This window comes from Candidatus Thiodubiliella endoseptemdiera (assembly GCF_964212635.1).
GTDB lineage: Bacteria > Pseudomonadota > Gammaproteobacteria > PS1 > Pseudothioglobaceae > Thiodubiliella > Thiodubiliella endoseptemdiera.
In genome coordinates, this window is sequence record NZ_OZ156463.1 from 507,508 (window position 1) to 530,809 (window position 23,302).

At 39.2% G+C, this 23,302-nt stretch carries 31 protein-coding genes; 7 read left to right on the forward strand and 24 right to left on the reverse strand.

The genetic code is table 11. The features are described 5' to 3' along the window. Positions 1-17: 17 nt before the first annotated feature. A complete protein-coding gene (locus AB8525_RS02595; protein ID WP_369178409.1) occupies positions 18-212 on the reverse strand; it encodes a hypothetical protein in 195 nt (64 codons plus the stop codon). Positions 213-575: 363 nt separating this feature from the next. Between AB8525_RS02595 and yaaA the strand changes: the two genes are divergently transcribed. Together yaaA and AB8525_RS02605 are read left to right on the forward strand one after the other, a co-directional pair. Then, complete coding sequence (yaaA, locus tag AB8525_RS02600) at positions 576-1,328, forward strand: peroxide stress protein YaaA (RefSeq protein WP_369178411.1); 753 nt, start codon at positions 576-578, stop codon at positions 1,326-1,328. Further along, positions 1,307-1,978 (forward strand): ComF family protein, encoded by a 672-nt coding sequence (locus tag AB8525_RS02605; RefSeq protein WP_369178413.1) that lies wholly within the window; start codon positions 1,307-1,309, stop codon positions 1,976-1,978. Before yaaA ends, AB8525_RS02605 begins: the two co-directional genes overlap by 22 nt. Positions 1,979-1,993: 15 nt before the next feature. Here the strand turns inward: AB8525_RS02605 and AB8525_RS02610 are convergent, their stop codons facing one another. Then, positions 1,994-2,914 carry a Nudix family hydrolase gene (locus AB8525_RS02610; protein WP_369178415.1) on the reverse strand — a complete coding sequence of 307 codons (921 nt, stop codon included), beginning with the start codon at positions 2,912-2,914 and terminating at the stop codon, positions 1,994-1,996. A 110-nt stretch (positions 2,915-3,024) separates the two neighbouring features. Here AB8525_RS02610 and gshA point away from each other — a divergent pair, with 110 nt between their 5' ends. Beyond that, positions 3,025-4,512, forward strand: coding sequence for a glutamate--cysteine ligase (gene gshA / locus AB8525_RS02615; RefSeq protein WP_369178417.1), 1,488 nt, complete (start codon positions 3,025-3,027; stop codon positions 4,510-4,512). Here the strand turns inward: gshA and AB8525_RS02620 are convergent. The 10 genes from AB8525_RS02620 to AB8525_RS02665 form a co-directional block, all read right to left on the reverse strand. Beyond that, positions 4,497-4,670, reverse strand: coding sequence for a hypothetical protein (locus AB8525_RS02620; RefSeq protein ID WP_369152401.1), 174 nt, complete (start codon positions 4,668-4,670; stop codon positions 4,497-4,499). The genes gshA and AB8525_RS02620 overlap by 16 nt on opposite strands. 444 nt (positions 4,671-5,114) lie before the next feature. Further along, positions 5,115-5,963 (reverse strand): formyltetrahydrofolate deformylase, encoded by an 849-nt coding sequence (purU, locus tag AB8525_RS02625; RefSeq protein WP_369152403.1) that lies wholly within the window; start codon positions 5,961-5,963, stop codon positions 5,115-5,117. After that, positions 5,960-7,192: a bifunctional glutamate N-acetyltransferase/amino-acid acetyltransferase ArgJ gene (gene argJ / locus AB8525_RS02630; protein WP_369178419.1), complete on the reverse strand. Its 1,233-nt coding sequence runs from the start codon at positions 7,190-7,192 to the stop codon at positions 5,960-5,962. The genes purU and argJ overlap by 4 nt, the downstream gene beginning before the upstream one ends. A gap of 9 nt (positions 7,193-7,201) precedes the next feature. After that, entirely contained in the window at positions 7,202-7,384 is a 183-nt protein-coding gene (locus tag AB8525_RS02635; protein WP_369152405.1) for a hypothetical protein, read from the reverse strand. A gap of 261 nt (positions 7,385-7,645) precedes the next feature. After that, positions 7,646-7,972 (reverse strand): hypothetical protein, encoded by a 327-nt coding sequence (locus AB8525_RS02640; protein WP_369178420.1) that lies wholly within the window; start codon positions 7,970-7,972, stop codon positions 7,646-7,648. Then, entirely contained in the window at positions 7,965-8,480 is a 516-nt protein-coding gene (locus AB8525_RS02645) for an FTR1 family protein (protein WP_369178421.1), read from the reverse strand. Before AB8525_RS02645 ends, AB8525_RS02640 begins: the two co-directional genes overlap by 8 nt. Beyond that, positions 8,435-8,575 carry a hypothetical protein gene (locus AB8525_RS02650; RefSeq protein ID WP_369178423.1) on the reverse strand — a complete coding sequence of 47 codons (141 nt, stop codon included), beginning with the start codon at positions 8,573-8,575 and terminating at the stop codon, positions 8,435-8,437. The genes AB8525_RS02645 and AB8525_RS02650 overlap by 46 nt, the downstream gene beginning before the upstream one ends. Beyond that, positions 8,541-8,804 carry a hypothetical protein gene (locus tag AB8525_RS02655; RefSeq protein WP_369178425.1) on the reverse strand — a complete coding sequence of 88 codons (264 nt, stop codon included), beginning with the start codon at positions 8,802-8,804 and terminating at the stop codon, positions 8,541-8,543. The genes AB8525_RS02650 and AB8525_RS02655 overlap by 35 nt, the downstream gene beginning before the upstream one ends. Before the next feature lie 28 nt (positions 8,805-8,832). Further along, entirely contained in the window at positions 8,833-11,007 is a 2,175-nt protein-coding gene (gene feoB, locus AB8525_RS02660; RefSeq protein ID WP_369178427.1) for a ferrous iron transport protein B, read from the reverse strand. After that, a complete protein-coding gene (locus AB8525_RS02665; protein ID WP_369178428.1) occupies positions 11,004-11,225 on the reverse strand; it encodes a ferrous iron transport protein A in 222 nt (73 codons plus the stop codon). The genes feoB and AB8525_RS02665 overlap by 4 nt, the downstream gene beginning before the upstream one ends. Positions 11,226-11,331: 106 nt before the next feature. On the opposite strand from AB8525_RS02665, the gene AB8525_RS02670 reads away from it, so the two are divergent. Continuing rightward, complete coding sequence (locus AB8525_RS02670) at positions 11,332-12,465, forward strand: cation diffusion facilitator family transporter (RefSeq protein WP_369178429.1); 1,134 nt, start codon at positions 11,332-11,334, stop codon at positions 12,463-12,465. A 9-nt stretch (positions 12,466-12,474) separates the two neighbouring features. Here AB8525_RS02670 and ruvC read toward each other — a convergent pair whose 3' ends face one another. Further along, the gene (gene ruvC, locus AB8525_RS02675) at positions 12,475-12,945 is read right to left on the reverse strand and encodes a crossover junction endodeoxyribonuclease RuvC (protein ID WP_369152416.1); all 471 of its coding nucleotides are present in this window, start codon (positions 12,943-12,945) and stop codon (positions 12,475-12,477) included. 53 nt (positions 12,946-12,998) lie between these two features. Between ruvC and trxA the strand changes: the two genes are divergently transcribed. After that, positions 12,999-13,361: a thioredoxin gene (gene trxA, locus AB8525_RS02680; protein WP_369178430.1), complete on the forward strand. Its 363-nt coding sequence runs from the start codon at positions 12,999-13,001 to the stop codon at positions 13,359-13,361. Positions 13,362-13,364: 3 nt separating this feature from the next. On the opposite strand, the gene AB8525_RS02685 is transcribed toward trxA, so the two are convergent. The 10 genes from AB8525_RS02685 to AB8525_RS02730 are packed head-to-tail and all read right to left on the reverse strand — an operon-like array spanning position 13,365 to position 20,682. Next, positions 13,365-13,694 carry a Spx/MgsR family RNA polymerase-binding regulatory protein gene (locus AB8525_RS02685; protein ID WP_369178432.1) on the reverse strand — a complete coding sequence of 110 codons (330 nt, stop codon included), beginning with the start codon at positions 13,692-13,694 and terminating at the stop codon, positions 13,365-13,367. A gap of 1 nt (position 13,695) precedes the next feature. Then, positions 13,696-14,088 carry a PGPGW domain-containing protein gene (locus AB8525_RS02690; RefSeq protein ID WP_369152419.1) on the reverse strand — a complete coding sequence of 131 codons (393 nt, stop codon included), beginning with the start codon at positions 14,086-14,088 and terminating at the stop codon, positions 13,696-13,698. Between the two features lies 1 nt (position 14,089). Then, positions 14,090-16,120 (reverse strand): glycine--tRNA ligase subunit beta, encoded by a 2,031-nt coding sequence (gene glyS, locus AB8525_RS02695; RefSeq protein ID WP_369178433.1) that lies wholly within the window; start codon positions 16,118-16,120, stop codon positions 14,090-14,092. Between the two features lie 11 nt (positions 16,121-16,131). Continuing rightward, positions 16,132-16,785, reverse strand: coding sequence for a septum site-determining protein MinC (minC, locus tag AB8525_RS02700; protein WP_369178435.1), 654 nt, complete (start codon positions 16,783-16,785; stop codon positions 16,132-16,134). After that, positions 16,785-17,180, reverse strand: a complete 396-nt coding sequence (locus AB8525_RS02705) for a DUF2384 domain-containing protein (RefSeq protein WP_369178436.1) — start codon at positions 17,178-17,180, stop codon at positions 16,785-16,787. Before AB8525_RS02705 ends, minC begins: the two co-directional genes overlap by 1 nt. Next, positions 17,180-18,043 carry a TonB C-terminal domain-containing protein gene (locus AB8525_RS02710; RefSeq protein ID WP_369178438.1) on the reverse strand — a complete coding sequence of 288 codons (864 nt, stop codon included), beginning with the start codon at positions 18,041-18,043 and terminating at the stop codon, positions 17,180-17,182. The genes AB8525_RS02705 and AB8525_RS02710 overlap by 1 nt, the downstream gene beginning before the upstream one ends. Before the next feature lies 1 nt (position 18,044). Beyond that, the gene (gene tolR / locus AB8525_RS02715) at positions 18,045-18,476 is read right to left on the reverse strand and encodes a protein TolR (RefSeq protein ID WP_369178440.1); all 432 of its coding nucleotides are present in this window, start codon (positions 18,474-18,476) and stop codon (positions 18,045-18,047) included. Next, positions 18,473-19,120, reverse strand: coding sequence for a protein TolQ (tolQ, locus tag AB8525_RS02720; protein ID WP_369152425.1), 648 nt, complete (start codon positions 19,118-19,120; stop codon positions 18,473-18,475). Before tolQ ends, tolR begins: the two co-directional genes overlap by 4 nt. Positions 19,121-19,133: 13 nt before the next feature. After that, positions 19,134-20,162 carry a Holliday junction branch migration DNA helicase RuvB gene (gene ruvB, locus AB8525_RS02725; RefSeq protein WP_369178441.1) on the reverse strand — a complete coding sequence of 343 codons (1,029 nt, stop codon included), beginning with the start codon at positions 20,160-20,162 and terminating at the stop codon, positions 19,134-19,136. Between the two features lie 7 nt (positions 20,163-20,169). Then, complete coding sequence (locus AB8525_RS02730) at positions 20,170-20,682, reverse strand: lipoprotein insertase outer membrane protein LolB (RefSeq protein WP_369178443.1); 513 nt, start codon at positions 20,680-20,682, stop codon at positions 20,170-20,172. Between the two features lie 83 nt (positions 20,683-20,765). Here AB8525_RS02730 and hemA point away from each other — a divergent pair, with 83 nt between their 5' ends. Continuing rightward, the gene (gene hemA, locus AB8525_RS02735; protein WP_369152430.1) at positions 20,766-22,019 is read left to right on the forward strand and encodes a glutamyl-tRNA reductase; all 1,254 of its coding nucleotides are present in this window, start codon (positions 20,766-20,768) and stop codon (positions 22,017-22,019) included. Continuing rightward, positions 22,016-23,107 carry a peptide chain release factor 1 gene (gene prfA, locus AB8525_RS02740; protein ID WP_369178445.1) on the forward strand — a complete coding sequence of 364 codons (1,092 nt, stop codon included), beginning with the start codon at positions 22,016-22,018 and terminating at the stop codon, positions 23,105-23,107. Before hemA ends, prfA begins: the two co-directional genes overlap by 4 nt. A gap of 29 nt (positions 23,108-23,136) precedes the next feature. Here the strand turns inward: prfA and AB8525_RS02745 are convergent, their stop codons facing one another. Beyond that, positions 23,137-23,286, reverse strand: a complete 150-nt coding sequence (locus AB8525_RS02745) for a hypothetical protein (protein ID WP_369150050.1) — start codon at positions 23,284-23,286, stop codon at positions 23,137-23,139. Between the last annotated feature and the right edge of the window lie 16 nt (positions 23,287-23,302).

Sequence of the window (23,302 nt, forward strand, 5' to 3'; positions counted from 1 at the left end):
GAATTAACCCTATCTCTTTAAGAAATAGAATTAACACCCCACACAACAACAAAACCACCACCCATCGCAATACCCTTAACAACCACCGCAAAAATTTTGCCACCCTTTGCAATACTTTTGCCAACCATCCCAAAACTTTTAACATCCATCGCAAAACTTTTAACATCCATCCCAAATTTTTTGCCATCCATCCCAAAACTTTTAACATCCATCGCAAAACTTTTGCGGTACTTAGCAACCTTGCTACTAAAGCATTCTAACTTTTAACAACTCACAGGAGAACCATTATGGACAGCCAAAAACACACCAATTTCAACAACAAACTACAAACAATAAACCCCCACACCCACACCACCTTTGGTGTCAGCCTAACTTTTGCTAACACCCTCTAACCCATGCACACCCCTCACAACAATAAATCCGTAGGGGCGACCCTTGTGGTTGCCCGAAATGCAATTATGACAAGGTTCGACCTTGTCAAAAGATGTTTTGTTAAGCAAGTATCTATTCGTATTTAATATTAAATTCAGGTAGAATATTTTATATACTATTTTGTTACTTAATTCACGCTGTCAATGCTAGCTGTCATTTCCCCGTCAAAAACTCAAGACTTTAATCCCGTCGATCTCACTACCTATACACAAACTCGCCAAATCAAAGAATCTGAAGCCTTAATAAGAATTCTAAAATCCAAAACCCAGGATGACATTGGCGAATTAATGTCCATTAGTGAGAAATTAGCCATTTTAAATTTTGAACGCTTTCAAATTTTTAAAACGCCCCTTACCCTTGCCAACGCAAAACAAGCGCTTTTAGCCTTTAAAGGCGATGTTTATACTGGCATCGACGCCCCCAATTTAGACACCGAAGATTTGACTTTCGCGCAAGACGCATTGCGGATGTTATCAGGCTTATACGGCGTAGTTCGCCCCTTAGATTTAATTGCCCCATACCGCCTAGAAATGGGCACCCGATTAGTCAATCCAAAGGGCAAAAACTTATACGAATTTTGGGGTGATAAAATCTCAAAAATCCTAAATGAAGATGAATCCGAAGTTATTATTAACCTAGCCTCAAATGAATACTTTAAAGGCATTGATAAAAAATCGCTCAACGCCAAAATCATCAATATTGCCTTCAAAGAACGCAAAAATGACCAGTACAAAATCATTGGCATCTATGCTAAACGCGCCCGTGGTTTGATGGTTAATTATATGATTAAAAACCGTTTAACTAATCCCGAGTCCTTAAAGGCATTCGATAGCGAAGGCTATCAATTTAAACCTGAACTCTCTGATGATACAATATGGGTATTTACCAGAGATTAATCCCAAAACAAACTTGCGTTCTTTGCTTAGAACAAGCAAAATTCTGCGTTTGTGATACTTGTGCACAAGATTTTACTAACAGCCCTCAACGCTGCCAATCCTGTGGGTATCCTATCACTAGACACCTTAATTTTTGCGGACAATGTCTAAGTCATTCCCCTGCTTTTAACCGCACTTACACCCTGTACGATTACCAAGGTTCAATCGCCCAACTTATTAAAGATTTTAAATACAACCAACAATTTTGCATCGGCGACTACTTCGCCCACCAATTCTACGATTTATATCAAACCCTTCCCCACTACGACGCTATTATCCCCATGCCCCTCAGCAAACAACGCATCAAAGAACGGGGTTTTAACCAAGCCCTAGAACTGCTACGCAAAATCAAACAAAAAACATCTGTAACCATCGACATTCACAGCACCCAACGCATCAAGGCAACCCAGCCTCTATTTGAACTTAACCCCGAACAACGCCGTGCGGAAATTAAAGGTGCTTTTGCCGTTAAACCAATGTCCTATAAAAAAGTCCTATTGGTTGACGATATTATTACTACTGGCTCAACTCTTAACGAACTTGCAAGTGTTATTTTAAAAAATACAGAGGTTGAGTGTTGCGATGTCATGACACTTTCTAGAGCAGAGTAAAAAAGAGTTGATTTATTAAAAGGCACTAACCCCTGCAATACCTTGAGCGCCGAGTTGCAAGGTTTTAGCTAAATCTTTTTCAGCCATACCACCCAATAAATACACGGGGATGTTGAGTTTATCGACGACTTCTTTGGCGGCGTTCCAGCCAATAGGAATAGTGTTGGGGTGAGTTTGAGTGGCTTGAATAGGGGAGATGACGACAAAATCTGCACCTACTTTTTGGGCTTTGAGGGCTTCGGTTAGATTGTGTGTGGATGCACCCAGTAGTTTGTTTTTTGCACAAGGTCGTTTGTTTAATTTGGATATTTCGGCACTGGTGAGATGCCAGCCATCACAGGTTTCGTTAAATGATTTGTTGGTGGTATTTAGTAGTAATTTGATGTTATTTTGTTGGCATTGGTTGTAAAGTTCAGTGATGAAGTTGCTATCTAGTCTATTTTTGCTTCTAAGTTGGATGAGGTGAATATCTTGTTTGAGTTTTTGCTTAAATTTCCCCATCCATTCATCACTTTGATGATTATTTGACGGTGTTATCCAATATTTATTAGGCAGCGTAATTGAGTTAATAAACGCCCTCATAGTTGGTAATAGTTGATAGTTATTCAAATCAGCGACTTTAACCCAAGCAATCGCTTGCCCCTCAATCCCCAATGGTGTATTTTGATATTGATTGACATTATAAATGCTCAATTCAACTACCCTATCTGCATAACTATACACCATCGTTTGATGTAAATTTAAACGCTCAACTCGAACGCCAAGTTCTTCATTAAGTTCCCTGCTCAATGCTTGCTCTGGTGTTTCTCCCGCTTCAATTTTGCCTCCTGGTAACTCCCAAAAACCACCCATAAACTGTGATTTCCTGCGTTGTGCAATCAGTATTTCATTGTTTTTTTTGCGTAAAACGCCGACAACTGCCCTGATTGTTTTCATAGGTTCGCCTCCTGTAAAATAGCACCATTTTAACATTTTATTTTATTTTGAACTTAACGGAAAAAATTCAACAACTAAAACCCCACAGTACCCTATTAAAAGGCAATCTAATGGGTTTGGAAAAAGAAGGATTACGAGTTTCAAGAAAAGGCGGAATCTCCCAAGCCTCCCACCCAAAAGCCCTAGGCTGTCCACTTACACACCCAAACATCACCACCGACTTCTCTGAATCATTGGTTGAATTGGTTACCCCACCTGTGCATAATGCCGAGGAAATGCTAGAATTTTTGTCAAAAACACAACAGTATTTGTATCATCATCTACCTAAAGACCAAAGTTTCTGGACAACCAGTATGCCATGCGTGATTCGGGGAGAAACACATATCCCTATCGCTCAATACGGTAGTAGCAATCAAGGAATAATGAAAACCATTTATCGGCGTGGACTTGCTAATCGCTATGGTAGCGTGATGCAAACTATTGCAGGAATTCATTTTAATTATTCTTTTTCAGCGGATTTTTTCAAACAGTATTATTTACTCAAAACACCAAATAAAACACTAAGGGGTTTTACCGATCAAAGTTACATGGCTCTCACACGCAATGTGGTGCGTTACGGCTGGCTAATACCCTATTTATTTGGTGCCTCAAGTGCAGTTTGTAAGTCTTTTCTGAAGGGCTATCATCAGCATTCTTTAGTTGAATTTAACGACTCTACTTTATATGAACCACACGCAACTTCGCTACGGATGGGTGATATCGGCTATCAAAATTTGCGTGAGGATGAAGCGGGAGTAAAGGCAAATTATAATTCTTTAGGGCATTATATTCACAGCCTAAAAGCAGGCATGCAAACAGCATGTCATAAATATGAGCAGCTTGGAGTGCAACACCAAGGAAAATATCAACAATTAAACGCCAATATTCTACAAATTGAAAATGAATATTATGCATCCGTGCGTCCCAAGCCAGAAATGGTATCAGGTAAAAAACCATTAGATGCGTTAGATGAGAATGGCATTCATTATATTGAATTGCGTTCATTAGATATTAATCCAAACTTAGCGTTAGGTATTGATACAGTGCAGGTGCTGTTTTTAGAGGCATTCCTGTTATTTTGCCTACTAGAAGACTCACCAATTATTGCCAGTTGCGAGCAGTTTGAAATTGACAGCAACGATCAATTAGTTGCACATAAAGGACGGCAACCAAACTTGTTATTAATGCACCAAAAGCAGAGTATTTTGTTGCAAGATTTGGGCAAAACAACATTACATAAAATCTTACTGTGTGCTGAGTTATTAGGCACAAAATATCAAAAAGCAGTCAAAGAAATTAGCAAACGCATTAAAAACACTAATTTAACACCATCAGCAATTATTTTGCAGCAAATGAAAGCCAAAAATCAGGGATTTTTCGATTATAGCAATACTCTGGCAAAACAACATCAGAAGGATTTTCTTGCACAGGAAATTGATCAAGCGCATTTTGCGTATTTAGACCAGCAAGCCAAAAAATCTTGCCAACAACAACGAGAGATAGAGCAAACAGATAATATGAGTTTTGATAAATATTTAGCCCATTATTTCAAGCAATAAATAAAAGTTAATATGAGACCTTTGCATAAATAGGGATGATTAGCAAAATGACAGATTTTATTAAATTGGAAATTTTTTAAATCCACTCCTAGCAGAGCTAAGGGTGTTTTTAAAAAGTTTGTAATTTGATGAAAGATGGCGTTTTGATGATTATTCATATTTATGCAAAGGTCTCAATATCAAATTAACAATGGTTAATGGCTGCCCTCCGCCAAAGAACCAAGCCTTGCCCACTTTGTCTCTACACCAACCTATTCACCTTCTCATTCCCACGCTGTAAGTAGGAATGTATATTCTATATTCCCACCAAACCCAGAACTAAACCACAAGGAAAATTCGACCTTTCTCCCTATACAACGACATCAACCGACAAAATGAAAGCCGCCGATACTCTCACCAACATCAACTACCAACATACCCACCCCACCAATTACCCTTGACAAGGTCGAACCTTGTCAAGGTGGAAAAGAGGCTGTGTGTTGGATTTTTTAGTTTTAGGTCAAAGGGTTGTGTTGTGATTGGGTTCTTGTTGCTCCTTTGATAGCAGCCTAAGCTTTAAAAAGGCGGTCATTATGACTATTTTTTTATTGTCTAAAAAAATATTAAGCAAAAACAACGGTTTTATTGTTGCAAGTCAGTACACGGTCTTCAAGATGATACTGTAAACCTTTTGCTAGGGTGATTTTTTCAATATCTTGCCCCATTTTTTGCATTTCTTTGGCGTTATCACTGTGATCTACACGCAACACATCTTGCTCAATAATAGGGCCTTCGTCCAGTTCACTGGTTACATAATGACAAGTTGCCCCAATCAATTTCACCCCGCGTTCACAGGCACGCTTGTAAGGACTTGCCCCTGCAAATGAGGGTAGGAAAGAGTGATGAATGTTAATAATTCTGCCCTGATATTTATCACACATTGCTTTGGGAATAATTTGCATATAACGAGCCAATACAATAACATCGGGTTTGAATGTATCAACGGTGCTCATCATTTTTGCCATATCGGCTGCTTTTGTATCGGCATTGATAGCAACTTTTTTAAAATCCACTTCATACCAACTGGCAATTTTTTGTAACTTGTTATGATTAGATAGCACGCCAATAATTTCGCCCGCCAATTCATTTTCGTGATTGCGGTGTAATAGATCTGCCACGCAATGTGAGGCATTGGAGCCCATAATTAAGATGCGTTTTAGTGTTTTGGCATCGTTTATTTGCCAATTCATTTGATATTGTTTGGCTAACGTATTGAATGCTTGTTTAAATTCGGTTAGGGAGCTCGTTGCTGTGTTTTTAATTTCAATACGCATAAAAAAGCGTTGGTTTTGTGTGTCAAGATGATGGTGTGCTTCTTTGATATTGCCTTTTTGTTCAAAAATAAATTGACTCACCTTTGCCACCAAACCATGGGCATCAGGACAAGAGATTAATAAGCGGTAAGTATTCATGTGCGGTATTCTGCGTTAATTTTAATATAATCGTGTGATAAATCAGTCGTCCACACACGCTCTAAAGTATCGTGATTGCCAATCTCAATTGTAATCACAATCTTGCTTTTTTGCATGGCTTGCGTGCCAGCAGATTCACTATAATCCGTTGCTAATTCGCCTTTTTTAATTAGGCAGACATCGCCCAAATAAATACTGACTTCGTCGGCTTGTAAATGGGCAATATTCGCCCGCCCTACTGCTGCCAAAATCCGCCCCCAATTTGCATCAGAGGCGAATAGTGCAGTTTTGACCAAAGGCGAATGGGCTACTGTGTAAGCCACTTCTAAACAATCTGCATTATGTACGCCGCCTTTAACGCAGATTTCCACAAACTTAGTTGCTCCTTCTCCGTCTTTGATAATTTGATGTGCCAGTGACAGAGTTACTTTGTTTAATGCTTGCTGAAATTCTGCCACACAATCACTCATATTAACGCCAGAAATACCAGTTGCGCTGAGTGTGCAGGCATCATTGGTTGAGGTGTCGCCGTCCACCGTAATTCGATTAAACGATTGATTGGTTGCCGTGGTTAAGCAGGATTGTAATTCAGATTGGGTGGCTTTTATATCAGTAAAAATAAAACTTAACATTGTCGCCATATCGGGGCGAATCATTCCTGAACCTTTGGCAATACCTGTAATACTCACAGTTTTACCCGCCACTTTGAATTGTGCTGAAGCCGTTTTTTCTACCGAATCTGTGGTTAAAATTGCTTGTGCTACTTGGGGTAAATTTGTATTTGCCAACTGGGTCGAAAGCGGGGTAATATTGTCTTCAAAACACGCCATTGGCAAAGGCTGTCCAATCACGCCAGTTGAGAATGGCAGCACTTGCTCGGTGTTAATATGCAACGCTTTTGCCACCAATTCACAAACGAAATGGGCGTTTTCTAATCCCGGTGTGCCACTTGCAACTCCAGTGCCTGCATTGGCATTGCCACTATTAATCACCAAGGCACGCACGGCAGAATTAAGGTGATTTTTTGCTACCAATACGGGGGCAGCACAAAATACATTTTGGGTAAACACCGCCGCTGTGCACGAGCCTTTTGCTAATTGAATCACTGACAAATCCAATTTTTTGCTGTCGCTTGGATTGCTATTGGCTTGTGAATTTTGCGCTTGCTTAATACCAGCACTTATAGCTGCCGCTGATATACCTTGTATAATTAATAATGGGCTTTTCATTGAATTTTATTATTGAGATACAAGCCATGCCAAGGCATTTTTATAATAGAGACCTTTGCATAAATAGGGATGATTAGCAAAATGACAGATTTTATTAAATTGGAAATTTTTTAAATCCACTCCTAGCAGGGCTAAGGGTGTTTTTAAAAAGTTTGTAATTTGATGAAAGATGGCGTTTTGATGATTATTCATATTTATGCAAAGGTCTCTAATAGATACTTTTTGCTTGATACTCGTATTTTTGATGGGTAAATTAGTCATTGAACACTATTATAAATACATAAAAAACTAATAACAACTTTTTCAACCATTACTTATTGGTATTATACGAACGCCAGTAAGTAAACATCCCAACAGTAAAGACATATTGCATCATAAATTGCACCCATTCTGGTTTAGAATACCAACCAAATAAGACATGTAATGGAATACCAAAGATACCATCTTTGTGGCTCAAAATAGTACCTGCGAGGTTGTAAGCCTTATTAAATACAAAATGATTTGGTCAATCATGCCGTAGCCTTTTAATGCTGAAAAACCCTCATATAGCGAGTAACCCAATAAGAAACCCGCTTGCAAAATCAAATACGCCAAAGTGACTTTAAATAAAACCGATAAATTGACTTTGATTAAAGAGAGACCTTTGCATAAATAGGAATGATTAGCAAAATGACAGATTTTATTAAATTGGAAATTTTTTAAATCCACTCCTAGCAGGGCTAAGGGTGTTTTTAAAAAGTTTGTAATTTGATGAAAGATGGCGTTTTGATGATTATTCATATTTATGCAAAGGTCTCAAAGAATAAAAAACAAGTGCCGCAATGACGAATGCCGATACTACGCCCATAATAACAACATCAAAAGGGTATTTTCCTGCGAATGAAAATATTGCGATTTCCGTGCCTTCGCGGGCAATAATAAATGCAACCCAAAATAAAGCAACTGCAGAAATACTGCTACCCACTTTCTCTTTCATATGTTGTGCCATATTTGTACCGTGACGAATCATCCACACAATAAACACCGCAACTAACAACAAGGCAATAAAACTTGCCCCACTTTCCCACAGTTTTGTCATACTTGACACGCCACCCAAATACTCAGCAAAGCGGCTTAATAGCAAGCCTAAAACAATCGACAAAACAACGCCTGCAACGCCGCCTTGAACAATACTATTTCTAAAATGACCCTTGCCAATCTTAATAACATATTGCAAAACAATCGCAATTAAAAGGAAGCCCTCTAATCCTTCTCTGAACCCCATGATAAAACTTGGTAAATTTGACATATTTTTTTCTCCTTGAGACCTTTGCATAAATAGGGATGATTAGCAAAATGACAGATTTTATTAGAGACCTTTGCATAAATAGGGATGATTAGCAAAATGACAGATTTTATTAAATTGGAAATTTTTTAAATCCACTCCTAGCAGGGCTAAGGGTGTTTTTAAAAAGTTTGTAATTTGATGAAAGATGGCGTTTTGATGATTATTCATATTTATGCAAAGGTCTCTATTAAATTGAAAATTTTTTAAATCCACTCCTAGCAGGGCTAAGGATGTTTTTAAAAAGTTTGTAATTTGATGAAAGATGGCGTTTTGATGATTATTCATATTTATGCAAAGGTCTCTCCTTAATTGATTATTTACAATGTCTACAACTCGACTCGGTGATAACCGGAATAATCTTGTCACTGGCTTTTCTACCTGTATTCACTAGCATCAAAATAGAGGCTACTAAAATAGCAATAGATATGCCTATCCAAAATAATGAGTACATTGGATGTTGTGTGAAAGTGGCAACTTGATAGAAGGTTGTGGCTGAAAAATACGCCAATCCAGTTGCCCATAGTGCACCAACGATTGCCCAATTTTTACCAATTTCTCGAATCATTGCACCGAATGCAGCAACGCAAGGAAAGTAAAGTAAGATAAATAATAAATAGGCGAAAGCACCGATTTTTCCATCAAAACGCGACACCATTGCACCGAATGTATCGGTTGATACTTCTTGTGTTTGTGCGGCTGATGTTTGCGAATTAGTATCATCTAGAACGCCAAGCCCTAATGGGTCAGATAGATTTTGCAAGGTATCCTTTAAATTAACAGGAATGGTTGCTGCTGCCTCCATTAATCCATAGGCAAGATTGTATTCAAGTGCTTTTTCTTTGTTGGCACCTGTTTCTGCATCAATGTTTGAATACAGAGAATCCAGTGTACCGACCACAACTTCTTTAGCAAGAATACCCGTAACGATACCCACCGTTGCTGGCCAATTATTTTCTTCAATTCCCATTGGCTTAAAAACGGGTGTAACCACCTGCGCGACTTTACTTAACAATGATTTTTTTGAATCTTGATTGCCAAAACTGCCATCTATGCCGATACTATTAACCACATTGATAATTGCCACCACGATGATAATTACCTTGCCCGCACCCAAAACAAAGCCTTTTAATTTGTTCCAAGTGTTGGTTAATAAATTTCTCAAAGAAGGTAATTGATAATTAGGCATTTCCATTAAAAAATCACTGGTGTCATCACTCTTAAATGCACGCTTTAAAATCAAACCTGTAAAAATCGCAAATATAATCCCAATCAAATACAAAGCAAACACAATATTTTGCCCACCTACTGGGAAAAATGCTGCCGCAAATAACGCATACACAGCCAATCTCGCCCCACACGACATAAACGGTGACATCAGCACAGTGGTTACTCGCTCACGATGAGTATCCAGCGTTCTTGCTGCCATAATTCCTGGCACATTGCAACCAAACCCAACAATCAATGGGATAAATGCCTTACCAGACAAGCCGATTTTACGCATAAATTGGTCCATTACAAACGCTGCCCTTGCCATATAACCAGTCTCTTCTAGCAAAGTCAAAAATAAATACAAGGCAAAAATAATTGGCACAAAAGTTGCCACCACCTGAATGCCGCCACCTACGCCATCAGCAATCAACACCATCAAGAACTCAGGAATACCAACACTTTCCATCAAATACCTAACGCCATCAACAAAAATCACACCTGTCGCTATATCAAAGAAATCAATCAATGCACCGCCAAAATTAATACTCATCAAAAATAAAAAATACATCACTAGTAAGAATATTGGCACACCCGTTAAAGAGCCCAAAACAAGCTTGTCCACCCTATCAGAAACAGTTTTTTTCAAATTTATATCGTGGCAAATCACACGATTAACAATCTCATGTGCGTGCTTAAATCGACTCTCTGCCTTCAATAAAGCAGCCTGCTCTTCATCATCCACTGTTTCAATCTCATTCGGATAATCAATTGCCAACGCCGAAGTCGCCTCAAATCCATCAATCGCCTCAGATAACTGCACAAAATCCACCGTCTCTTTCAACGAAATCGGAATCACCTCACACCCTATTGCTACTTTTAACGCCTCAACATCAATTTCCATCCCACGCTTTCGTACAATGTCCATCATATTCAGCAAAACAACGGTATTAATCCCCGCCTCTCTGAGTTGTGTCGTCAAATACAGCCCGCGTTCCAGCGTTGACGCATCAACAATATTAAAATACAAATAATCCGCATTATTCAACGCAAAATCCCGTGCAATTTGCTCATCAATCGACGCATCTTCATTAATCGAATATACCCCCGGTAAATCCATAACCCCGTAAGTCTTGCCATTCACAGAAAACTCGCCTTCTTTACGATCAACCGTTACCCCTGGCCAATTCCCCGTGCGTTGTTTCGTCCTCGTTAGCAGATTAAAAAGCGTCGTCTTCCCGCAATTCGGATTGCCAATTAATGCAACTTTATCAAATTTCATAACGCCCTCACTTTAACTGAATTAGCAATCGTCCGCCCCACACTTACTCGTGCATTCCCCAACGCCAATACCATATCCCCACCCCTATTTCTCAACACAGACACCATCAACCCAGTATTAACACCAATCCCCAATAGTCTAATTTTTTTTGAATATGGCAAATTAATACTGCTTATCTCGCAAGTACTGCCTTTTTTTTGATTTGAAAGTATATTCATAAGGATTTTTCAATTGTATAAAAATAAATCCTGAATGATACTCGTTATCATTAACATTCGCAACAATTTATCCTATTTTTTTTAAAATCGCCTAAAATAGAAAGTTATGCAAAACAACGAACGCACAAAAGCCAGTCAAAAAATTACTCTCATCGGTGCAGTAGTAGATTTTCTGCTCGCTATTTTTAAAGTCATTGCTGGTGTGCTTGGTAACTCAGGTGCATTGATTGCAGATGGCATTCATTCGTTCTCAGATTTGCTTTCGGATGGCGTGGTTTTGTATGCGACGAAACACGCCAACGAAGAAGCTGACGAAGACCACCCTTATGGACATAAGCGTTTTGAGACAATTGCTACTCTGGGTTTAGCAATTATTTTGGCAATTGTGGGCATTGGGGTTATTTATAATGCGATTGAGCGATTAGACAACCCAAATATTTTGTCGTATAGCACGCTACTTTTTGGGGTTACTGCGTTGTCCATATTGTCCAAAGAGTTATTATTTTGGGTTACTATTAAAGTTGCTAAAACTTATAAATCGAATATGTTGAAGGCGAATGCTTGGCATCATCGCTCGGATGCGTTGTCGTCTGTTGTGGTGTTGGTTGGTATTTTTGGCAGTCTCAATGGCTACCCTTATCTTGATGGGGTTGCAGCAATTATTGTTGGTTTGATGGTTATGGCGATTGCTTGGGAATTAGGATCAAATGCGACAAAGGAATTAGTGGACACTTCTATTGACATCAAAGAAGTAGAAAAACTCAGAAAAGTCATTGGTATGATTAGCGGCGTAAATAGCGTGCATTCACTCCGCACCCGCAAAATTGGGCATGCGATTTCAGCCGATGTGCATGTACAAGTAGATCCATTTTTGAGCGTTAGCGAGGGGCATATTATTACCATCAGTGTTGAACGAGTTGCCAAAGAATGCTTGGAGGATTTACACGATGTAACCGTGCATATTGACCCCGAAGATGATGAAACGGCGGCACCTTGCAAACACCTACCCGAGCGTGCTGTAGCATTAGGAATTTTAAATAAAGCCTTATTTAATAACGAATGTGATGGTGAAATTGAGCGTATTCAACTACATTACCTTGACGGCAAAATTCATGTGGATTTCTTCTTGCCACTCAGTTGCATATCGCCCGACACAAGTCGCAATGAAATCTTAAAAAAACTCACAAAAATGGTGAATGCATTACCAGCCTTTGGCAATATTAAGGTTTATTTTAGTTAAAGGACATCCCTAAAGGCAATGATAAGCATGACAAATTGCCCCTGCTAACGCATCTGCCGCATCTTCTTGGGGTGATTTATTGAGTTTTAAAGTTTCACAAACCATATAACCAACTTGATCTTTGCCAGCATGCCCTTTTCCAACGACGGCTTTTTTGATTTGATTGGGGCTGTACTCCGCCATTTTTATACCACGAGATCCTATTGCTGAAATAATGGCACCGCGTGCGTGTCCGAGTTTGATAGCAGCATCTGGATTTGGACGGTCGGGACGCATAAAGGCTCGTTCAATAACGACAATATCGGGCTGGTATTTTTCGACAACTTCACTGATGCCTTCAAAAATCATAGTGATACGCTCGGTCAATTCGCCTTTGGTGCGGATGCAGCCACTACCGACATAAGTAAATTTAAGTTTATCGGCTTTGATAATACCAAAACCTGTAATTCTTGAACCAGGGTCAACGCCTAAAATTTTCATAAAATTATTTTATCAGATATAATAGCATCTTTATTATTCATAGAGCAAACAACATGGCAGTATTAGAACTCAACAAAGACAATTTTGACAATACAATCCAAAAAAATAACATTGTTATTTTAGATTTTTGGGCACCCTGGTGTGGACCTTGTAAGCAGTTTGCACCAACTTATGATGAAATTTCTGGGAAGTTTTCTGATGTGGTTTTCGCCAAGATTAATACTGAAGATGAACAGGAATTAGCGGGGCAATATCAGATTCGCTCAATTCCAACTTTGATGATTTTTAGAGATCAAATTGCTATCTTTTCTCAGCCAGGGGCGATGTCAGGTAGTGATTTAGAGGCAGTTGTGAAAAAAGCACAAGAGTTAGATATGGATAAAGTGCGTGAAGAAGTGGCGAAAGAACAGAGCTAAAAACTAAACAAATCGCTGGTATAGTTTTTCACTAAACCCGACTTCGATATCATCTGCCGTGACTAAAACGGGGCGTTTGATAAGGGTTGGGTTTTTTAATGTTAACGATAACGAGATGTTTTGTTTTTCTTCATCACTGAAATTGCGATAAGTGGTTGAACGCTTATTAATGATTTTATCCCAGCCGACTACATCAATAAAACTTTGTAGAGTTTTTTTACTGATTGGGGTTTGACGGAAATCAATAAACTCAAATTCCACACCTCGTGTAATTAGAAATTTCTGTGCTTTTTTGATGGTGTCGCAGTTTTTTATGCCATACATTTTTATCATATTAACGCTCAAAAGGTGGTTTCCCTGCCTTGCTCCGTAACCAGTTAAGAATTTTAAAAGTGCTTTCGTTACTAATTAGCTTCAATTCTAAAGTCCGTTTACCAGGAAATTCCATCAAAAACAAACCTAGTATGATAGAAACAATACCTTGTCCAGGGGTAACTAGCATAACAATACCTGCTAATAATAGCACGAAACCAGCAATATTTTTAAGTGTTGTGATGATAATATTAGATTTGTATTTTTCACAATTTGTAAAATAATTAGCAGGCACTTTGCCTAATATCCACGGCATTATTGCAAGACTGATAATAAAAATAATGGCTGAAATAACGCCTATCATCACCATTATATCTTCGTATTCAACCAATAAATTTTTAACAAAATCTATCATGTTAGCTCAAATAAGAAATATCGGCAACTGATAAAAATAATGAACGCACCCAATTAATAAGATTTAAGCGTACTTGTTTTAAATCAGCATTATCAGTATTTACCATCACTTCATCAAAGAAGGTATCAATAGTATCTTTGAGTGTAATCAATTCATACATATTAGCAGTATAGTCGGTGGAAGTGGCGTTGTGTTTTGCAACTTTTTTGGTGGCTTGATATAAGTTTTTTTCTGCATTTTCAACTAATATAGACTCGTCAATTTTAAGTGAAACAACGCTGTCTTTTAAGATATTGGCAATGCGTTTATTAGCTTCAATCAAACTTTCTGATGCTTTATCCTGAGAGAAATTATTCAATGCTTCAACACGCAAATGAAAATCATAAGGCGATTCAGGGCTGACTGCCAATACCGCTTCAAAGGCTTTGCCACTGACTTTTTTCTCTTTGTAGTAAGCACGCAATCTATCCATCATAAATTTATAGATGTCATCCGCGCTACCCCTATCTACTTCGGACGCGTGTAATTCAAGAGAATGTGTAATTAAGACTTTCAAATCAAGTTTCAACTCACCTTCCACCATCATTCTCAACAAACCTAACGCCATTCTGCGTAATGCGTATGGATCCTTTGAACCTGTCGGACCTTGTCCGATACCGTAAATACCTGTGATTGTGTCTAATTTATCGGCAATGGCGACGCACAACCCCTCTTGTGTTGAAGGCAATGTATCCCCTGCAAATCTTGGGTGATAATGTTCACTAATCGCCGTTACGACTGTATTATCTTCGCCATCATTTTTAGCATAATAACCCCCCATCACCCCTTGCAAGTCGGCAAATTCACCTACCATATCAGTGACCAAATCAGTTTTTGCCAATAACCCCGCACGAGCACTATGTTTTTCATTTGCACCGATTACATTGGCAATATAACCCGATAATTTTTCAATGCGTTTGGCTTTATCGCCCATAGAGCCGAGTGATTTCATAAATAAAATGCTGTCTAATTTTGACAGGCGAGACATCAAAGTGACTGACTTATCTTGCTCCCAGAAAAACTCTGAATCGGTTAGGCGGGGACGAATGACGCGTTCATTGCCGTCAATAATAACAGATAAATCACTTGATTCGATATTGGCAACTGAAATAAATACGGGTAATAATTTGTCATTTTTATCAAGCATATGAAAATATTTTTGGTGTGATTTCATTGCAGAAATCAGTGCTTCTTCGGGTACAGCTAAAAACCGTTCATCAAATCCACCTGAGAACGCTTTTGGATATTCAACCAAAGCACAAACTTCGTCCAGTAAAAATTCATCAATTACTGCGGTAGCCTGATTATCGTCAGCGACTTGAATTACTTGTTCACGAATAGTCGCTTTACGGGTATCAAAATCGACTTCAATTTGTGCTTTTTCCATCAAAGTTTTTTGATACTCTGACGCATTAGCTATGCTAAATTCTTGCTCACCTGTGAAACGCATACCACGAGTAATATTGCCAGAAGTCAAGCCCATCACTATTGCAGGAACGACATCTGCACCCAACATCATAATTAACCAGTGTGTCGGACGCACAAAAGTAAAATCCAAATCACTCCAACGCATTGCACGGGTAATTGGGATTTTTTTAATCGCTGTATCGACAATATTTTCTAATAAATCCTGCGTGTTTAAGCCCTTTTGTTCTTTGCTGAAAAAGTAGTAATTTGAACCACTAAATTCTTTTTGTGTCAAGTCATCTCGACTCACTCCACACGATTTTGCAAAGCCATCTACCGCTTGGTCAGGTGCACTCACAGATGGACCTTTGCGTTCAATCATTTGGTCGTCTTGTTGCAATTGTAATGCAGAAATTAGCACTGCTAAGCGTCGTGGCGTGGCAAAATTTTCCACCTTGCCATACGATAATTTAAAATCATCAAGTTGCTCAATTAAATTACGACTAAGTGCAGTTGATAATTGCTTTAATAACTTCGGTGGCAACTCTTCTGTGCCTAATTCTAGTAAAAAATCGTTTGTATTCATCACCTATCTTCTTAAATTATTTGAAATCTTAATTGCCCTTCTTGTAAATCAATCACCACCGAACGCGAGTGTAATTTCTCCGGCACAGTTTCAAATTGCTTATAAACTCCAGCAATGGAAACTAATTGCGCATTAAAAGAATGGATAAAAATCGTAGCTTTTTCATCACCGTCAACACCTGCAAATACATTACCCTGTACAATTCTATAAGCAGAAACAGAGCCATGCGCTATCACATCGGCATCGGCTTGAACCGAACTTAGTAACACCAAATCGCTGTCTTTAGAAATAACTTGCTCTGAATGAATAACTTCTTCAGAAACAATTTTAGGCAATCGATGTTTTAACTGCAAAATTTCACTTGGCTTGGTTTTATCAAATATTGCCAACCCCGCTAATCTCGCAAAATCAATCAACTCTTGAGTGCGTGAACGAATACCAATTACCGACATTTGATTTTGAGTGATAACTTCTATCAACATCGCCAATTCATTAGCCTGGATATGCCTGTATTTAATTTCTAAAATCACTGGCACATTTTTAAACTTACCTTTGCCACTCTCAACCAAATTAACAATTTCATTAAACAATGCATCGGTTATTCTATCCAATATTTTTAATGTCCAAATCATCTCATTTTGAGTTTGGATTTCAATTAAAGCCATTATTCCCTCCATCCTTGCGTACAATCCAAAAAGTGCCAAACGCGTTTCATCCCTGTTTCACCACTCAGCATTAATTCCAAAGGTGCTTTTTGCTTGAATTTTTTCACCGAGCGTTTGAGCCAAATACTAGCATATTCACGATTGGTCGGATAAGTCGTGCCCAAAGATTCGTAAATCCCTATAATCATTTCACTGCGATTAATCGAAGTTTGGTCAAAATCAAAAGACTTATCGCCTCTTCTATATAGATATAAATGACGGGGTTTTAAAGAATCCGTCAATCCCAACAAAGCGATTTGGTCTCGGTCTTCCAACTTCCAATTTTCCATCACTTGCATTAAGCGAAAGGTTAATTGGTTCTTCTGTTGGTCGGTAATTTGGGCTAAATCTATCATTAATTTACTCTGAAATTGAATATTATTTTACGGTCAAATACGCGCTTATCAGGTGCAGCAGGTAATGGTGATGCTTTATTCACTGCTCGTTTAATTGCATTTTTAAAAGATTTTACCTTGCTCTTATTGTCTATATTGCAAGATTTCAAATCAACGCTTTTCACATTGCCACCAGTATCTTGCAGAATATGCACCTCGCAACCCCAGTTATCTTTGCCCCCTTGATAACGCCATTGGTTGCGCACTCTTGAAGCAATTTGATTGATATAATTCGCTTTGAGCTCATTTATAATACCCTCTTGAGCGTATTTTCTTTTGGCATCATCTTCGAGTTGAGCCTGTTTGGCGAGTGTGCGTTGCTTTTGTTCTTCTTTAAATTTTTTGATTTCTGCTTTATTCTTTTTCTCAGCAGCCTTGACTTTTTCCTCTGCTTTTATGCGTTTATTTTCTGCTACTTTGGCTTTTCTCTCGGCAATTTTTCTTTTATTTTCTGCTAATTTTTTCGCCTTTTTTTCTTTCCTTGCCTTAGCTTTTAATTGATTAATTTTTTTCTGTTTTTTATAACGCTCATCTTCCAATACCCTTAAACGCCTTTCTTCTCGCTTAATTTTCGCCACTTTCTTTTTCTGTATATCAGTCAAACGCTGCTTTTCTCGTTTAATTTCACTCAAATCAATCGTTACTGCTTTTGGAATAAACTTAGGGGCAGATTTTTTAACTTGTTTTTCTGCCTCGTCCCAACGCACGACATTAGAAAACAACAAACCAATAAATACCGCAATATGCAAAATTACAGACAAAGAAAATGCTACAGGGTGGCGTTGAGCAATTTTAGGCAGTCTGATGTTTTTGATAAAATTCATACTATTCTTCTGACTCAGTAATAATACCAATTTTACCAACACCGTTTTTTTGTAAGAACGACATCAACGCAATCACCGCACCATATGCCACCTCACGGTGCCCCCTGACAAACACCTGCATTGTTGGAAAAACTTGCATTCTGGCTTGTACTCTTGCGGCAACTGTCCCTGCTGATAAACGCTCCGCACCGCCACCGTCCATAGAATTGATAAAATATTCACCCTCACGATTAATGCTAATAATAGTCGGCTCTTGATCAACAAGATTGATTGCTTTTGCGTTGCCACTCGGCAAATCCACCTCAATACCTTGCTCGATAATCGGCGTCGTCATCATAAAAATCACCAACAATACCAACATCACATCAATATAGGGAACAATATTAATATGTGCGTCTATATCCGCTCTGGTGCGTTTTGGCAAGGTAATCATTGCTGTCTTTGAAACCCAACAAATATTTTTTCAACAAAAGCGTCGTATTTGTTGTGAATGTCTCCAATTTTAGATGACAAGCGATTATAAGCCATCGTTGCTGGAATGGCTGCAAATAAACCGAAAGCGGTGGCAATCAACGCCTCAGCAATACCGGGTGCAACCACGGCAATACTTGCCTGTTTGACCGACGCCAAGCCAATAAATGAATGCATAATGCCCCATACCGTGCCAAATAAACCGATATATGGGCTGGAAGACGCAATCATTGCCAAGATACTCAAATCCTTATCCAGGCTCTCAATTTCTTCATTGGCACTAGTGTTCATTAGACGATAAGCACGCTCAGAATTTGCTTGATTGTCGCTTAATTCGAAACGAGAAAACTCATCAAAACCCGATTTAAAAATGCGTGACATTGCTCCCTCAATTGAGATTTTAGCGTGTAACTCATCAAGGGTTTTGCTTGCTGAAAAAATTTGAGAGAAAGTTTTAATATCATTTTGAGAATCTATTAAAATTTTCTTTTTAGATAAGATAATCGTCCAAGAATACACACTCATTGCCACCAAAATCAACATTACTAATTGCACAACTAAATCAGCCCCAACAATCAAACCCAAAATACTAATACTATTATCCATTTTTTCTCCAAAATTATTCGCTAAACAAACCTTTTGCTGTATCAGGATTAATCAGCCCTAGATGTGCATAGGCTAAATTCGTCGCACTTCGCCCTCGTGGCGTACGCATAATAAAGCCTTGCTGAATTAAATAAGGCTCAACCATATCTTCCAAAGTGCCTCGTTCTTCGCCAATGGAAGTCGCCAGAGTATCCAGCCCTACTGGTCCACCACCGAATTTTTGTGTAATAGCAGATAAATAATCTCTGTCTAATTGCTCCAAACCTAACTCATCCACTTTCAATGTCGTCAAAGCCTCACTAGCAATGGCTTGATGCACAATACCCTCAGTTTTCACATCAGCAAAATCACGCACTCGACGCAATAAACGATTGGCAATCCTTGGTGTACCCCGCGAACGCTTAGCAATCTCCATCGCACCTTCTGCCTCTATTTGAATGTTCAAAATATCCGCCGAACGCAACACAATTTTCTGTAAATCCGGCTCTTCATAAAACAACAATCGTTGCACAATTCCAAACCTATCTCGCAACGGCGAAGTCAACATACCCGCCCTCGTCGTCGCCCCAATCAAGGTAAAAGGCGGTAAATCCAACTGCACAGAATGTGCCGCAACCCCCTCACCCACCATAATATCCAATTTAAAATCTTCCAACGCTGGGTATAAAATTTCCTCCACCACCGGATTAAGGCGATGAATCTCATCAATAAATAAAACATCGTAAGGATTCAGTTTAGTGAGTATTGCCGCCAAATCACCCGACCGCTCCAACACAGGCCCCGAAGTCTGCTTCATTCCTGCCCCCATATGATTAGCAATCACATTCGCCAAAGTCGTTTTCCCCAACCCTGGTGGACCATAAATCAAACAATGATCCAGCACATCATCGCGTTTTTTCGCCGCCTCAATAAACAACGCCATCTGCGATTTCACATCTTTTTGTCCAATATACTCAGTCAAAGAATCGGGACGCACTGAAGTCATCACGATTTCTTCGTGTTGCTGACTTTCTCCGCTGACTAAGGAATCTTCTTCTATCATATGCCGTTTATTTTAACCGATTAACCTCCCTTAACAGTAACTTGATTTTAATCGCTTTTGTTGTATTTTTAAAATGCACAATTTTTGGGTAAGTAACCTCATTAATCACTTGATATTTAGACACAGATACCTGCCAATTTTCAATATTCTCAAGATTGTGCTTAAAGACAAGTTGTTCTAATTTTTCTATAGGGAAAGTCCAACTCAATTCAGCCCTCATCCACTCTTGCAAAGTTTGCTCTGTTAGTTTGCCATCTACCAACAAACCTTGTGCAGTTTGTTTAACTTGCATTTGTCCAAACCCTAATGAACCTGTGAGTATTAATTGATGATATTCTCCTTGACGATTTAACACAAAATCTGCAGTTTCAGTATTGCCATCAACGCTGGCACTCAATCGCCCTTCCAGCATCCAAGATTTTGGAATATACTGAGAATAAACCCAATTTTCAGTGCGTTCTAACACGGTTGTACAGGCGGATAAAAAACTAAATAATAATAAAGAAGCGAGTGTTTTCATGAGTGTGCATTGTAATGGTAAATAATATGCTTAGGGTATAATTACGAATTTACTTTTTTTAGCTCTATTATCTTTTATTGCCCATGCCTCGCATTTCAATTCTAAGTATCAATCACCAACTCGCACCCGTTGAAGTGCGTGAAAAAGTGGCGTTTGCACCAGAGGAACTGTCCAATTCTTTGGTAAAATTTAACAAAATTAACGGCATTCAAGCCTGTGCAATTTTATCCACTTGCAATCGCTCTGAGATTTATGCAATTGTTGAAAATGACAACGCAGAAGCACTACTTAGCGATTATCTTGCCGACACGCACAACATTAGCAGAACAGAACTCAGCCCTTATTTAGTCTATTTTGAAGGCGACGATGCATTACAACATATTTGTCATGTGGCAACGGGTTTGGACTCTTTAGTATTAGGCGAAGCACAAATTTTAGGGCAACTCAAAGACGCCTATCGATCAGCAAAATCAGCAGGCACACTCAACAAACTGTTGGAAAAACTGTTTCAACATGCATTTTCAACTGCCAAAAAAGTCAGAACCGATACCGCAATCGGCTCATCCCCTGTATCAGTCGCCTACTGTGCAATAAAACTCAGCGAAAAGATTTTTTCCGATTTATCAGAGCAAACAGTGATGTTAATCGGTGCAGGGGAAATGATTGAATTGTGTGCCCAGCACCTAAATCAAAAAGGCATTAAAAAAATGATTGTTGCTAATAGAACGGTCAAAAATGCCAAGAAAATTGCTGATTTATACAACGCACATTCCATCAGTTTGAAGCAATTTTCATCGGTGGTTCATCAAGCAGATATTATCATTTCTTCCACTGCCGCTTCCGTGCCAATTATCGGCAAAGGATTGATTGAAAGCGCCCTCAAACTACGAAAACACAAGCCCATATTTATACTTGATATTGCCATTCCACGCGATATTGAGCCTGAAGTGGCACAACTTGACGATGTATTTTTATACACCGTTGATGATTTAAAACAAGTAGTGGACAGCAATATAAATAATCGGCAAAAAGAAAAAATACTAGCAGAAGAAATTGTTGTCATTCAAAACCAAAAATTTGAAAATTGGTTAATGCAACTACCCAACGAAAAAGCAATACAAACTTATCGTAAAAATGCCTATAAAATAAAAGCCACTGCCGTTGAATCCGCACTCAAACAACTCAAAAAAGGTAACGATGCAAGCACAGTGATTCAACAATTAGCTGACCAACTTACTAATAAACTACTCCACACACCGTTTAATAATATCAAACAAGCAGATGCACAGCAACTCAAACATTGCCAAGGTTGCCTGCCTAAAAACAAATCATTATGAACGACTCTATCAAAGCCAAACTCGAACAACTCTCAATGCGACTAGAAGAAGTCGGCGCAATGCTCAGCGACCCTGCCATCTGTGGAGACCAAAATAAATTCCGTGAACTCTCCATCGAACACGCACAACTGACCCCCGTCAACCAACAATTTAGCGAATATTTAAACGCCGAAGAAAATATCGCAACTGCCGAATCAATGCTACTCGAAGACGACGACGAAATGCGTGCAATGGCAAAAGAAGAAATTGCCGACGGCAAAGAAACCCTAGCGCGACTCGACCTAGAGCTCAAAAAATCACTACTACCAAAAGACCCAAACGACGCACGCAATATCATCATTGAAATCCGTGCAGGCACCGGTGGCGATGAAGCCTCCCTATTCTCAGGCGACTTATTCAAAATGTATGCTCGCTACGCTGAAAAACAAAAATGGCAACTAGAAATTATGAGTGCCAACAACGGCGAACACGGCGGCTACAAAGAAATCATCGCCCGCATCGGCGGCACCGATGTCTATTCAAAACTCAAATTTGAATCCGGCGCCCACCGCGTCCAACGCGTTCCAGAAACCGAATCACAAGGCCGTGTCCACACCTCCGCCTGCACCGTGGCAATTATGCCAGAAGTAGAAAATATCGAAGAAGTCAACATCAACATGAGCGATGTCCGCGTCGACACCTTCCGTGCCAGCGGCGCAGGCGGACAACATGTCAATAAAACCGACTCCGCCGTCCGTGTTACCCACCTCCCCACCGGCACCGTCGTCGAATGCCAAGACGGTCGCTCCCAACACAAAAACAAAGCCCAAGCAATGTCCGTCCTAGCCTCCCGCATCCTAGACGCCCAACAACAAGCCCAACAACAAACCCAAGCCTCAACCCGCAAACAACTCGTCGGCAGCGGCGACCGCTCCCAACGCATCCGCACCTACAACTACCCACAAGGCCGCATCACCGACCACCGTATCAACCTCACCCTCTACAAACTCGCTGAGGTCATGGAGGGCGATTTAGAATCTATTATTGAACCACTAATTGTTGAACAGCAAACCAACCAGTTAGGTGAATTAAACGACTCTTTGGGATAACCACATATTCTTTTTGACGGAGTCATAGTTTAATAGAGACCTTTGCATAAATAGGGATGATTAGCAAAATGACAGATTTTATTAAATTGGAAATTTTTTAAATCCACTCCTAGCAGGGCTAAGGGTGTTTTTAAAAAGTTTGTAATTTGATGAAAGATGGCGTTTTGATGATTATTCATATTTATGCAAAGGTCT